The 12,953-nt window shown below is 71.9% G+C and carries 11 protein-coding genes; 7 read left to right on the top strand and 4 right to left on the bottom strand.

All coding sequences use genetic code 11. The annotated features are described in order from the left end of the window. Positions 1-8: 8 nt before the first annotated feature. Both ACFYQA_RS21870 and ACFYQA_RS21875 read right to left on the bottom strand, forming a co-directional pair. On the bottom strand, positions 9-767 hold the full coding sequence (locus ACFYQA_RS21870; protein ID WP_388920235.1) for an IclR family transcriptional regulator: 759 nt from the start codon (positions 765-767) through the stop codon (positions 9-11). Continuing rightward, positions 764-1,873, bottom strand: a complete 1,110-nt coding sequence (locus ACFYQA_RS21875; protein ID WP_388920238.1) for a sugar kinase — start codon at positions 1,871-1,873, stop codon at positions 764-766. Before ACFYQA_RS21875 ends, ACFYQA_RS21870 begins: the two co-directional genes overlap by 4 nt. Before the next feature lie 249 nt (positions 1,874-2,122). Between ACFYQA_RS21875 and ACFYQA_RS21880 the strand changes: the two genes are divergently transcribed. From ACFYQA_RS21880 to ACFYQA_RS21895, 4 genes are all read left to right on the top strand, one after another. Next, positions 2,123-3,400, top strand: a complete 1,278-nt coding sequence (locus ACFYQA_RS21880) for an amino acid deaminase (protein ID WP_388920241.1) — start codon at positions 2,123-2,125, stop codon at positions 3,398-3,400. Between the two features lie 10 nt (positions 3,401-3,410). Next, entirely contained in the window at positions 3,411-5,021 is a 1,611-nt protein-coding gene (locus ACFYQA_RS21885) for an amidohydrolase family protein (protein ID WP_388920243.1), read from the top strand. A 181-nt stretch (positions 5,022-5,202) separates the two neighbouring features. Further along, entirely contained in the window at positions 5,203-6,414 is a 1,212-nt protein-coding gene (locus tag ACFYQA_RS21890; RefSeq protein ID WP_386395693.1) for a pyridoxal phosphate-dependent aminotransferase, read from the top strand. 95 nt (positions 6,415-6,509) lie between these two features. Beyond that, positions 6,510-6,932, top strand: a complete 423-nt coding sequence (locus tag ACFYQA_RS21895) for a hypothetical protein (protein WP_388920247.1) — start codon at positions 6,510-6,512, stop codon at positions 6,930-6,932. Positions 6,933-7,227: 295 nt separating this feature from the next. Here ACFYQA_RS21895 and ACFYQA_RS21900 read toward each other — a convergent pair whose 3' ends face one another. Further along, on the bottom strand, positions 7,228-8,052 hold the full coding sequence (locus tag ACFYQA_RS21900; RefSeq protein ID WP_388920250.1) for a DUF3152 domain-containing protein: 825 nt from the start codon (positions 8,050-8,052) through the stop codon (positions 7,228-7,230). Between the two features lie 264 nt (positions 8,053-8,316). Between ACFYQA_RS21900 and ACFYQA_RS21905 the strand changes: the two genes are divergently transcribed. Then, on the top strand, positions 8,317-8,682 hold the full coding sequence (locus ACFYQA_RS21905) for a hypothetical protein (RefSeq protein WP_388920253.1): 366 nt from the start codon (positions 8,317-8,319) through the stop codon (positions 8,680-8,682). A gap of 370 nt (positions 8,683-9,052) precedes the next feature. Here the strand turns inward: ACFYQA_RS21905 and ACFYQA_RS21910 are convergent, their stop codons facing one another. Beyond that, entirely contained in the window at positions 9,053-10,873 is a 1,821-nt protein-coding gene (locus ACFYQA_RS21910; RefSeq protein WP_388920256.1) for a phosphoenolpyruvate carboxykinase (GTP), read from the bottom strand. A 506-nt stretch (positions 10,874-11,379) separates the two neighbouring features. Here ACFYQA_RS21910 and ACFYQA_RS21915 point away from each other — a divergent pair. Together ACFYQA_RS21915 and ACFYQA_RS21920 are read left to right on the top strand one after the other, a co-directional pair. Continuing rightward, complete coding sequence (locus ACFYQA_RS21915) at positions 11,380-12,111, top strand: hemolysin III family protein (protein WP_386395686.1); 732 nt, start codon at positions 11,380-11,382, stop codon at positions 12,109-12,111. Between the two features lie 81 nt (positions 12,112-12,192). Then, complete coding sequence (locus ACFYQA_RS21920; protein WP_388920260.1) at positions 12,193-12,924, top strand: Mut7-C RNAse domain-containing protein; 732 nt, start codon at positions 12,193-12,195, stop codon at positions 12,922-12,924. Positions 12,925-12,953 lie beyond the last annotated feature (29 nt).

Below are 12,953 nucleotides of genomic sequence, written 5' to 3' on the forward strand. Positions count from 1 at the left end.
CACTGGAGTCACTGGAGTTCTGCCGGGGTCCGGCCGGAGTACTCGCTGCTGATCGCGTCCGCGGTGCGGCGGACCAGCGGGAGCAGGGTGAGGAGTTCGTCGGCGGTGACGACGACGTTCGGCGCGGAGACCGACATCGCGGCGACCACCCGGCCGTCGGCGCCGCGGATCGGCGCGGCGACGCAGTTGATGGACTCCTCGTGGCCGCCGAGGTCGGTGGCCCAGCCCTGTTCGCGCACCTTCTCCAGTTCGCGCAGGAACGCGGCCGGGCTGGGCGTCGAACGGGACGTGTACAGGGGGTAGTCGAGCTTCTCCGCGAGGTCGCGGCGCTCGTGTTCGGGCAGGTCGGCGAGGAGCAGCTTGGCCACGGCGGCGACGGTGATGGCGACGGGCTTGCCGATCCGCGAGTACATGCGGACCGGGTAGCGGCTCTCCACCTTGTCGATGTAGAGGACCTCGTTCTCCTCGTGGACGGCGAGGTGCACGGTGTGGCCGCACTGCTCGTTGAGGCGGACGAGGTGGGCGTGGGCGATCTCGCGGACGTCGAGGTTCTCCATCGCCTCCTGGGCGAGGGCGAAGAGGCGGGCGCCGAGCCGGTAGCGCTGGTCGGACTGGCGGTAGACGAGTCCGTGCTCGTGCAGGGTGCGCAGCAGCCGCAGGGCGGTGGACTTGTGCACGCCGAGCCGTTCGGCGACCTGCCCGAGGTCGGCGGGGCCTTCGGCGAGCAGCGGCAGGATGCTCATTGCGCGGTCGACGGTCTGGCTCATGGGGTACGTACCTCCTCCTCGGCCCGGTCCGCGCCCGCATCCGTGTGCGCGCCCGCGGTGGCGGTCTCGGTCCAGCCGGGGCCGAGACGCAGTTTCCCCCACGCCGCTTCGTCCAGGGCGGCCAGCCGGTCGGCCAGGTCGCGGGCGGGGGGCGCGGCGAGGTCGCCGGGGACGGTGAGGGCGGCGGCGGCCGTGAGGTGGCCGTGCCGGAGCCGGTCCCGTACGGGCAGGGCGCGCAGGGTGGCGGAGAGGAACCCGGCGGCGAAGGCGTCCCCGGCTCCGACGGCGGCGACGACGTCCACGCCGAGGGAGGGGACGAAGGTCTCCGCGCCGTGCGGGCCGTAGGCCGTGGCGCCGCGGCTGCCGTGCTTGACGACGAGGATCTCCGGTTCGGGCAGCGCCTCGCGCACGGCGGCGGCGTCCCGCAGACCCCAGGCCTCGCGCGCCTCGTCGTCGCCGACGAGGACGAGGTCGGCGCCGCGGGCCAGTTCCAGCAGCACCTCGGGGCCGGAGCCGCGGTCGCGGGCGTCGCTGTCGCGCCACAGTCCGGGCCGGTGGTTGACGTCGAAGGAGACGAGCGGGCGGCCCGGACGGGGGGCGGTGAGCTCCCGCATCAGTTCCAGGCAGCCGGGGGAGAGCGCGGCGGTGATGCCGGACAGGTGCAGGACGCGCCCGGCGCGCACCGCTTCCAGGTCGACGTCGGCGGCGGTCATCGCGGACGCCGCGGAGCCCGCCCGGTAGTAGGCGACCTCGTGGGCGTCGGAGGCGCGGTCGCCGGCGGTGCGGAAGTAGACGCCGGTGGGGCGGTGCGGGTCGCGCCGGACGGACGACACATCGACGCCGTACGCCCCGATCGCCCGCAGGAGGTGGTCGCCGAAGCCGTCCCGGCCGACCGCGCTGATCCAGCGCGCCGAGTGGCCGGCCGCCGCGAGGACGCAGGCGGTGTTGGACTCCGCGCCGCCGATGGCCCGCTCGAAGGAGGGCACGTCGGCGAGGGGGCCCGGCCGGGAGGGCAGGAACGTCACCATGGACTCGCCCAGCGCGACGACATCGACGGTCTCCACGACGTCGACGTCGGGGGCGGTGCGGGGTCCGGTGGCGGTCACGGTGGGGTGGCTCCTCGGTACGGCGGGCTCAGGCGGGATCGGTGGCGCGGGGCGGTGTCGGTGGCGCGGGGCGGGGCGGGTGGCGCGGGGCCGGGTGGGGGCGGATCGTCGGTGTCTGCTCGCATTGTCCTCGTCGGCCGTCGGGACCCGTTTCCATTGACCCCGTGTGGCCGAGATGTTAGACAGCGGTAAGCGACATACGCAATGGGCGTTGCAAGGAATGCAACACACCAGATCAGGGAGGCTCTGATGGTCCTCGACCCCGGTTCCGACGCCTACACACTCCTCACGGAGGAACGCGTCGACCACCGTTTCAAGGGCCTCCCGCCGGACGCCGACGGGTTGACCGTCGGCGAGTTGGCCGCCCAGCGCCGGAACCTGTTCACCGGCGGTTTCACCACCCCGGTGCTCGCGCTGTCCGCCGAGCGCCTGGAGCACAACCTGACGCTGATGGAGACGTACGCGGCCCGGCACGGCCTCGCCTTCGCCCCGCACGGCAAGACGTCCATGGCCCCGCAGCTCTTCCGGCGCCAGATCGAGCACGGCGCCTGGGGCATCACGCTCGCGGTGCCGCACCAGGTTCGGGTGGCGCGGGCGTTCGGTGTGCGGCGGGTGTTCCTCGCCAACGAGCTGGTGGACCCGGCGGCCCTGCGGTGGATCTCCGCCGACCTGGACGCCGACCCCGACTTCCGGTTCGTCTGCTACGTCGACTCCGTGCGCGGTGTCGAACTGATGGAGGCGGCCCTCGCCGGGTCCGCCCGCCCGGTGGACGTCGTGGTCGAACTGGCCGGGGGCGAGGGCGCACGGACCGGGGTGCGGACGGAGGCGGAGTGCGCCGCCGTCGCCGACGCGGTGGCGGGCGCGCGCGGTCTGCGGCTGGTCGGGGTCGCCGGGTACGAGGGCGAGGTGCCGGACGCCGACCCGGAGCGGGTGCGGGCGTGGCTGCGGCGCCTGGTGGCCCTGGCGGTGGAATTCGACAAGGCGGGACGGTTCGCGGGCCTCGACGAGATCATGGTGAGCGCGGGCGGCAGCGCCTGGTTCGACGCGGTCGCCGACGTCTTCGCCGACGTCCCGGAACTCTCCCTCCCCGTCCTGAAGGTGCTGCGCTCGGGCGCGTACGTCTCGCACGACGACGGGCACTACCGCGAGCTGACCCCGTTCAACCGGGTACCGGAGGAAGGCGCGTTGGAACCCGCGTTCCGGCTGTGGACGCAGATCGTGTCCCGGCCGTCCGCCGGGCAGGCCTTCGCCAACGCGGGCAAGCGGGACGCGGCCTACGACCTCGACCTGCCGTTCGCCCAGGTGGTCCGCCGAGGCGGCACGGAGCGCCCGGCCACCGGGATCTCGGTCACCTCCCTCTCCGACCAGCACGCCTGGCTGCGTACCGCCCCCGAGGCCGACCTGGAGGTCGGCGACTGGCTGGGCCTCGGCCTCTCCCACCCGTGCACCTCCTTCGACAAATGGGTACTCATCCCTCTGGCGGAGGCGGACGGCACGGTGGTCGACTACATCCGTACGTTCTTCTAGGAGGCGTGGCATGGAAGAACTCGTCATCCGGGACGCCGACGTCGTGGACGGCTCCGGCGACCACGCGTACCGCGCTGACGTGGTCGTCGACGGCGGCCGCATCGTCTCGATCGTGAAGGAGGCGGCGGCAGCGGGCTGTCAGCGCCCGAAGGCCCGCCGCGAACTGGACGCCGAGGGGCTCGTCCTCTCCCCCGGCTTCATCGACATGCACGCCCACAGCGATCTGGCGCTGCTGCGCGACCCCGACCACAGCGCCAAGGCCGCGCAGGGCGTCACCCTCGAAGTGCTGGGCCAGGACGGCCTGTCGTACGCGCCGGTCGACGACCGCACGCTCGGCGAGGTCCGCCGCGCGATCGCCGGATGGAACGGCGACGGGAACGACATCGACTTCGACTGGCGGTCGGTGGGCGAGTACCTGGACCGGCTCGACCGGGGCATCGCGGTCAACGCCGCGTACCTGATCCCACAGGGCACGGTCCGCGCCCTCGTCGTCGGCTGGGAGGACCGGGAAGCCACCCCCGCCGAGCTGGACCGGATGCGGCACCTGGTCGCGGAGGGCATGGAACAGGGCGCGGTCGGCATGTCGTCGGGGCTGACGTACACGCCCGGCATGTACGCCAAGGACGCCGAACTCACCGAACTGTGCCGGGTGGTGGCCCGGTACGGCGGTTACTACTGCCCGCACCACCGCTCCTACGGCGCGGGCGCGCTCCAGGCGTACGAGGAGATGGTGACGCTCACCCGGGAGGCGGGCTGCCCGCTGCACCTGGCGCACGCGACGATGAACTTCGGCGTGAACAAGGGCAGGGCGCCCGAGCTGCTGGCCCTGCTGGACGACGCGCTCGCCGCCGGCGCCGACATCAGCCTCGACACGTACCCGTACACACCGGGCAGTACCACGCTGGCCGCGGTGCTGCCGAGCTGGGCGAGCGAGGGCGGCCCGGAGGAGACCCTCAGGCGGCTCGCGGACGACGCGACGGCCGAGCGGATCCGGCACCACCTGGAGGTCACCGGCTCGGACGGCTGCCACGGCGTGCCCATGGAGTGGGACACCATCGAGATCTCCGGGGTGGGCGACCCCGCGCTGGGCGAGTACGTGGGCCGCACGGTCCAGGAGTCGGCCGCGCTGCGCGGCGAGAGCCCGTGGGCCCTCGCCCGCGAGCTGCTGCTCAAGGACAGGCTGGCCCCCTCGATCCTCCAGCACGTCGGCCACGAGGAGAACGTGCGGGAGATCATGCGGCACCGGGTGCACACCGGCGGCTCGGACGGCATCCTCCAGGGCGCCAAGCCGCACCCGCGCGCGTACGGCACCTTCCCGCGGTATCTCGGTCGGTACGTAAGGGAGTTGGGCGTGCTGTCGCTGGAGGAGTGCGTCGCGCACCTGACGTCCCGGCCGGCCGCCCGGCTGCGGCTCGCGGACCGCGGGCTGGTCCGCGAGGGCTACCGGGCGGACCTGGTGCTCTTCGATCCGCGGACGGTGGCCGCCGGCTCCACCTTCGAGCAGCCCCGGGCACTGCCGACGGGCATCCCGTACGTGCTGGTCGACGGACGGTTCGTGATCGAGGACGGGCGGCGCACCGACGTCCTGGCGGGACGGGCGGTCCGCAGGTCACCCCGCTGAACCGCCCGCCCGGTTCCACGGCGGCCTCGGCGGCCTCGGCGGCGGCCCGGCGGCAGGCCGACGGCGGCACCCGGGGCCGCCGCCGCCCAGGGCGGGCAGCCGGGCATATCACCCGAACCGACACGTCTCACGTGGTGGAGAACACGGCCCGAACGGCACTACCTGGCCGTAAGCTCCCCTCATGCAGGTGATCCAGTCGACCAAGCTCGCCAACGTCTGTTACGAGATCCGGGGCCCGGTGCTCGAGGAGGCGATGCGGCTGGAGGCGGCCGGGCACCGCATCGTCAAGCTCAATACCGGCAATCCGGCCGCGTTCGGGTTCGAGTGCCCGCCCGAGATCCTGGAGGACGTCCTCCGCAACGTGTCGTCGGCGCACGGCTACGGCGACGCGAAGGGGCTGCTGGCCGCGCGCCGGGCGGTCGTGATGCACAACCAGACCCTCGGCATCGAGACCGACGTCGAGCACGTCTACATCGGCAACGGCGTCTCCGAGCTGATCGTGATGGCGATGCAGGCGCTGCTCGACGACGGGGACGAGGTACTGGTCCCCTCCCCGGACTATCCGCTGTGGACGGCGGCCGTCGCCCTGTCCGGCGGTACGGCGGTGCACTACCGCTGCGACGAGCAGTCCGACTGGATGCCGGACCTCGCCGACATCGAGAGCAAGGTCACCGACCGCACCAAGGCGATCGTCATCATCAACCCGAACAACCCGACCGGCGCGGTCTACGACGAGGCGATGGTCAGGAGCCTGACCGACATCGCCCGCCGGCACAACCTGCTGGTCTGCTCGGACGAGATCTACGACAAGATCCTCTACGACGACGCCACGCACACCCCCACCGCCGCGATCGCACCCGACCTGCTCACCCTCACCTTCAACGGCATGTCGAAGGCGTACCGGGTGGCCGGATACCGGGTGGGCTGGATGGCTATCTCCGGGCCCCGCGCGCACGCCGACTCCTACATCGAGGGCCTGACGATCCTGGCGAACATGCGCCTGTGCGCGAACATGCCGGGCCAGCACGGCGTGGTCGCCGCGCTCAGCGGACGTCAGACGATCAACGACCTGGTACTGCCGGGCGGCCGGCTGCGCGAGCAGCGGGACACGGCATACGAGCTGCTCACCCAGATCCCGGGCGTGACCTGCGTGAAGCCGAAGGGGGCGCTGTACCTCTTCCCGCGCCTCGACCCCAAGGTCTTCAAGATCAAGGACGACCGGCAGATGGTCCTCGACCTGCTGCGCAGAGAGAAGATCATGGTCGTGCACGGCACGGGCTTCAACTGGTCCGAGCCCGACCACTTCCGGGTGGTGACCCTGCCGTCGGCCGACGCCCTGCGGGACGCGGTGGGCCGGATCGCCCGCTTCCTGGACGGCTATCACCAGCCCTGACGCTGCGTGTTCAACTCGTCCGGTTCTGTCATTCGGTCAACTTTAGACGAATTCTAAGCTAGGATGGCTTCCTGACAGTATTCTGGAGGCCATCCATGTACGAACCGATCCGCACCAAGTCGGTCCACCGCACGATGGCCGGCGCTCCCGACGACTTCCCCGGCCGCTCCCGCGAGGCGGAACTGGACATCCAGCTCGCGGGCCATCTCGCCGCACTGCTCGCCGTCACCGACGAGCTGCGCCTCGCGGCCCCCTCGGCCGATCTGGACACGGCGGCCGAGCGGCTCGCCGAGCAGGTGACCCGCCTACGGGGAGGACGTGAGCCGGCCCGTGCGCCGGCGACCACGAGCGGGAGCGCGCCCTGCGTCACCGCCCTGCACCGTCAGGCGCACGCCCTCGCGGGCCGCGCCCTGGTCGTCGCCGCGTCCCGCGCCGACACGGTGGCCGCGATCCTGGCCGCCGAGCGGATGGACGCACACACCACGGCCCTCGAGTCACGCGAACTCGCGTCCCGCTGAGCCCCGCCCCCCGGGGCTCCCCCGACGGCCCCGGTCCGCGCGCATCCACAGGACACGCGGACCGGGCGCCACGCACCGCGCACACAGTCGACGGGGCATTCCGGGCACGCCACCCGGGGTGCCCCGTCACCGTTTCCCCGCAGAGGCCACCCGCGGGGATCACCCTCACAGCCCACCGTGCGGGGCCGAGCGGCGATATCGGTGCGCCTGCCTTCCGCCTCGGCCCGGATGATCGGCTGTGCGGGCTTGTTCCTGAGCACGGGGCAGATCATGTCCGGGGTGAAACGGTCTCCGGTCACGGGACCGAAGGGCCGCCGAGATAGTCACCGGAACGGTCGTAGGGCCAGGCGTTGGCGACGCAGCCCTGCAGGCCCTTGATCTGCTGCATCATCGCCGGGGCGGGCTTGCCCGGCCCGGGGCAGGTCTCGTGGCCCCGGCCGATGCCGTGGCCGACCTCGTGGTTGACGATCAGCGCCCGGTAGTCGCCGATCGGCCCGTCGAACTCCGGCGAACCCCGCACCCACCGCTTGAGGTTCACGACAACGTTTTCCCCGACCCGGCAGTTCACCTCACCCCTGGTCAGCAGGCCGGCCTCGCCGCAGATCCGGTCCACCGTGCCCGGCGTCGCGATCTTCACCGCGAGGTCGTACGTCCCCGAACTCACCAGCTGGAAGGCGTGCGTACCGCCGCGGGTCCAGCCCCGCTCGTCGGCCAGGACGGCTGAGACCTCGGCCGCGGCCGCGGCCGCCGGGATGTCGATGCCGTCCTCGACCATCACCTTGTAGCGCACTACCCGGCTGCCGCTGCCGACGGTCGCCCCGTCGGTGCGGGCCGTCGTGAACGTACCGGGGCCGACGGCGGGGACGGCGATGACCCGGTCGTCGTCCGAGGCCGGCGAGGACGGCGACGGGGACCCCTCGGCCTCCGGGGGCGGACTGCTCGTGCCGGACGGACCGGCACTGCTGCCCGGCGACGTTCCGCCGGCTCCACCCGGCTCGGCCGTCGGCGGAGCGGTGATGTCCGCCGTGTCGTCGGCCGCCGCCGCCCCGGAGCGATCCGCCGGCCACTGTGTGAAGGCGACGCCCCCGCCCAGCACGGCACAGATGAACAGACCTGTCACCCACCCCCGTCCCGCACGCCGTCCACCGGTGCCTGTTCGGGAACGGGGGAGGCGTCTGCGGTTCGGAGCAACGGACGAGGTTCGCCGACGCCGACGGGGTGCTGGCCGACTCACGGCAGACCTTCCTCTTGACGATGCGGAACTGCGCGACAGCGTGCGCCGGGCAGGCCGCCCTGACCAGGACAGACCGATAAGAACAAGCACGCGATGGTCAAACTGATGGACCAAGCACGGCCCTTGACATGGTGTCATGCGACGGGATCCATGCCGCCGCCGCCCGGTGCCACAGCAGAGGGGGACCCGCGGCACCTGGCCCATGACGGGACACCGCCCCAGTGCGGTGAGGCGTTCGCCCGCCGGGCGGCGCCGCCCGCCGACCCCCTGCTCGCCCCGCCGGAGCGGCCGGGCCCACCGGACTTCCCGGACCCGTCCGCGCGGCTCGGCGAGCCTGCCGGGCTGCTGCGGGCGCCGCTCGCCCCCGACCGGACGCCCGAGATCCTCGCCCAGGCCCCGGAGGCTGTCCACTCCCTGCCCCGGGCGGTGCGGCAGGACACCCCGGAAGCCGTCGACTCGTTCCTACGGACCCGCTGGTGGGCGCGGCTTACACCGGGCCGGGAACCTCCGGAGTGACGTCTCGAGCGCCGGCTCGGGCTGCTCCACGAGGAGGCACGGCAACTGGTCGAGAGCGTGGGCAAGGAGGAGGAACAGCGGAGGCGGACGCTCTCGCAGTGCCTGGAGGGCCGGTCGAAGGGGCCGAGGACCGGTCGAAGCGGCCGAGGACCGGTGAGCGGTCCGGGAAAGGGCGAAGGCCCGTCGCCGCCCGTTCCCGTCGGGGCGGACGGGAGGGTGACGACAGGCCCAGGGCCCCCCACGCCATTGTGCGGGGCCTCGCCGGTCTGTGGTGCGTTCACCGCGGCCGGCCGTGACGATGGTGCTGGTCAGGGCGCGATCGGAGCCGGCCGCGGCGTCTTGGTTCCCCTGCTCGGGGAAGCGGGCGTGATCAGCCCAGGCGCTGCACCAGGGCGCGGTACTCGTCCCACAGCTCGGTGGGCGTGTGGTCGCCGAAGGTGTTGAGGTGATCGGGGACCAGGGCGGCCTCCTCGCGCCACACCTCCTTGTCGACGCTGAGCAGGAAGTCCAGGTCCGCGTCGGCCAGTTCGAGACCGTCCGTGTCGAGGGACTCCTTGGTCGGCAGGACGCCGATCGGGGTCTCGACGCCGTCCGCCTTGCCCGCCAGGCGCTCCACGATCCACTTCAGGACGCGGCTGTTCTCACCGAAGCCGGGCCAGACGAACGTTCCCTCGCCGTTCTTGCGGAACCAGTTGACGTAGTAGATCTTCGGCAGTTTGGACTGGTCCTTGTCCTTCGCCACGTCGATCCAGTGGCCCATGTAGTCGCCCATGTTGTAGCCGCAGAACGGCAGCATGGCGAACGGGTCGCGGCGCAGCTCGCCGACCTTGCCCTCGGCGGCGGCGGTCTTCTCGGAGGCCACGTTCGCCCCGAGGAAGACGCCGTGGTTCCAGTCGAAGGACTCGGTGACCAGCGGTACGGCGGTGGCGCGGCGCCCGCCGAAGAGGATCGCGGAGATCGGCACGCCCTTGGGGTCCTCCCACTCGGGCGCGATGATCGGGCACTGGGCGGCGGGCGTGGTGAAGCGGGCGTTGGGGTGGGCGGCGGGCGTGCCCGACTCGGGCGTCCAGTCGTTGCCCTTCCAGTCGGTCAGGTGGGCCGGGATCTCCTCGGTCATGCCCTCCCACCACACGTCGCCGTCGTCGGTGAGGGCGACGTTGGTGAAGATCGAGTTGCCCCACAGGGTCTTCATCGCGTTGGCGTTGGTGTGTTCGCCGGTGCCGGGCGCGACGCCGAAGAAGCCGGCCTCGGGGTTGATCGCGTAGAGGCGGCCGTCCTCGCCGAACCGCATCCAGGCGATGTCGTCACCGATCGTCTCGACGGTCCAGCCGGAGATCGTGGGCTCCAGCATGGCGAGGTTGGTCTTGCCGCAGGCGCTCGGGAAGGCCGCGGCGACGTACTTGGACTCCCCGGTGGGCGGGGTGAGTTTGAGGATCAGCATGTGTTCGGCGAGCCAGCCCTCGTCGCGGGCCATGACGGAGGCGATGCGCAGGGCGTAGCACTTCTTGCCGAGCAGGGCGTTGCCGCCGTAGCCGGAGCCGTAGGACCAGATCTCGCGGTCCTCGGGGAAGTGCGAGATGTACTTGGTCCGGTTGCAGGGCCAGGGCACGTCCTCCTGGCCGGGCTCCAGGGGGGCGCCGACGGAGTGCACGGCCTTGACGAAGAAGCCGTCGTCGCCGAGTTCGTCCAAGACGTCCTGGCCCATGCGGGTCATGGTGCGCATGGAGACGGCGACGTACGCGGAGTCGGTGATCTCGACACCGATCGCGGAGAGCGGCGAGCCGAGGGGGCCCATGCAGAAGGGCACGACGTACATGGTGCGGCCCTTCATGGAGCCGCGGAAGACGCCCTTCTCACCGGTGAAGATCTCCCGCATCTCGCCGGGGGCCTTCCAGTGGTTGGTGGGCCCGGCGTCCTCCTCCTTCTCGGAGCAGATGAAGGTGCGGTCCTCGACGCGGGCGACGTCACTGGGGTCGGAGGCCGCGTAGTAGGAGTTGGGGCGCTTGATCGGGTCGAGTTTGCGGAACGTGCCCTTGTCGACCAGCTCTTCACTCAGCCGCTGGTACTCGGCCTCGGAGCCGTCGCACCAGACCACGTGGTCCGGCTGGGTCAGCTCGGCGATCTCGTTGACCCAGGAGATGAGTCCCTGGTGGGTGGTGGGGACGCTGGGAGCCACGATGTCGCGCGCCACGATTGCTCCTAAGTGAGGGTTCTTTGACTGGAGGGCCCCGTGGGGGCTGCGGCCCGGATGCTTCACGGTGGGATCTTGGGCGCTCATCCGGTGCCGACCGCACTCATTTGATCCTCTGATGCGAGTGCCCATCTGTCCAGGGGGTCTCACATGTGAGCAGAGTGACGCTGGCCACGATTTCCCGGGAAAGCGGGCACGCACGCTGGGTTTCTTTACGGGCACGTTGCGTTCACCCGACCATCCCTTTACCGCCTCGCCCCGACCCCCTTCCCGGCCACCCGGGGACGCCCCCTCTCGACCTCCCCTCTCGACCTCCCCCTCGGCTTCCCCGAACGGCCTCGCCGGGCGGCCTCCGCGTGCGACTCCCCTGCACGACCTCCCCGCCGACCCGGGATACGCCATGGGGCGTACTCGCGAGTACGTCACGTGAGAGGATGACCACTCCGGCAAGATCGATCCCGGTGCACCGACCCGTAACTTACGGTTCCGTAGGTACGATGGCGGTTATGACAGCGTTCGCTCCCGACGCCCCCGACGCGCCTGACGCACCCACAGGACAGCCGGCCGAAGGCCGCGGCCCGGTCCCGATCTCGCTCCCCCATCCGGTCAAACCCAAGCTCCGCGGCTGGCTGCACCTGGGCATGTTCCCCGCCGCCCTGGTCGCCGGACTGGTGCTCGTCGCCCTCGCCGACTCGACCCGGGGCCGTGTCGCCTGCGCGGTCTTCGCGCTGACGGCCTGCCTGTTGTTCGGCGTGAGCGCCCTGTACCACCGGGGCGACTGGAGTCCGCGCATGGACGGAGTGCTCCGCCGCCTCGATCACGCCAACATCTTCCTGATCATCGCCGGCACCTACACGCCGCTCACCCTGCTGCTCCTGCCGGACGCCAAGGGCCAATGGCTGCTGTGGGGCATCTGGGCGGCCGCCCTCGCCGGGATCGCCTTCCGCGTGTTCTGGGTGGGAGCCCCGCGCTGGCTCTACACCCCCTGCTACATCGCGATGGGCTGGGCCGCCGTCTTCTACCTCCCCGACTTCATGCGTACCGGCGGCATCGCCGTCCTGGTCCTGGTGATCGTGGGTGGGTTGCTCTACAGCGCGGGCGGGGTGATCTACGGCCTCAAGAAGCCCAACCCGTCACCGCGCTGGTTCGGTTTCCACGAGGTCTTCCACTCCCTCACCCTGGCCGCCTTCATCGCCCACTACGTGGGCATCTTCCTGGTGGCCTCCCAGCACGGATGAGCCGTGGGGCGCCCCGGACCACCGGACCGGGGCGCCCTGAAATCCCGGAACCACGGACCGCGCACATGACATCCTGATCCGGTGAACGGTCCCGAGATCCACGTCGAGTTCGCCCCCGACCTGCTCGTCTTCGTCCCCCGGGCACGCACCACCGGCGGCGCGGTGGCCCCGGCCGACGGCGTCTCCAGCCTCGGTCACGTCGTCGAGTCCCTCGGCGTTCCGCTGACCGAGGTCGGCGCACTGCTCGTGGACGGCCGCGAGGTACCCGTCTCGCACCTCCCGGCCGCGGGCGAGTCGGTCGCCGTCCGCCCCGTCGCCCACCCCCAGCACGTACCCGGCGCCCCGCTCCGCTTCCTCCTCGACGTCCACCTCGGCACCCTGGCCCGCCGGTTGCGGCTGCTGGGCGTGGACACGGCGTACGAGTCGGCGGACATCGGCGACCCCGCCCTGGCCGCCCGGTCGGCGGCCGAGAAGCGGGTGATGCTCAGCCGCGACCGCGGGCTGCTGCGCCGCCGGGAACTGTGGGCCGGCGCGTTCGTCTACAGCACCGGGCCCGACGAGCAGCTCCCGTACGTCCTGGACCGGTTCCGGCCCGAGCTGCGCCCCTGGACCCGCTGCACCGCCTGCAACGGCCTGCTCCGCGCCGCCACCAAGGACGAGGTCGCCGACCAGCTGAAGAGCGGCACGCACCGCTCGTACGACGTGTTCGCCCAGTGCGCCGACTGCGGCCGCGCCTACTGGCGGGGCGCGCACCACGACCAGCTGGAGGCGATCGTGGAACGCGCGCTGAGCCAAGTCGCCCAGGGGGACTGAGCGACCCGGCCGGCCGGTCTTCCGCCGCG

Source organism: Streptomyces sp. NPDC005774 (genome assembly GCF_042871645.1).
Taxonomy (GTDB): Bacteria; Actinomycetota; Actinomycetes; order Streptomycetales; family Streptomycetaceae; genus Streptomyces; species Streptomyces pratens.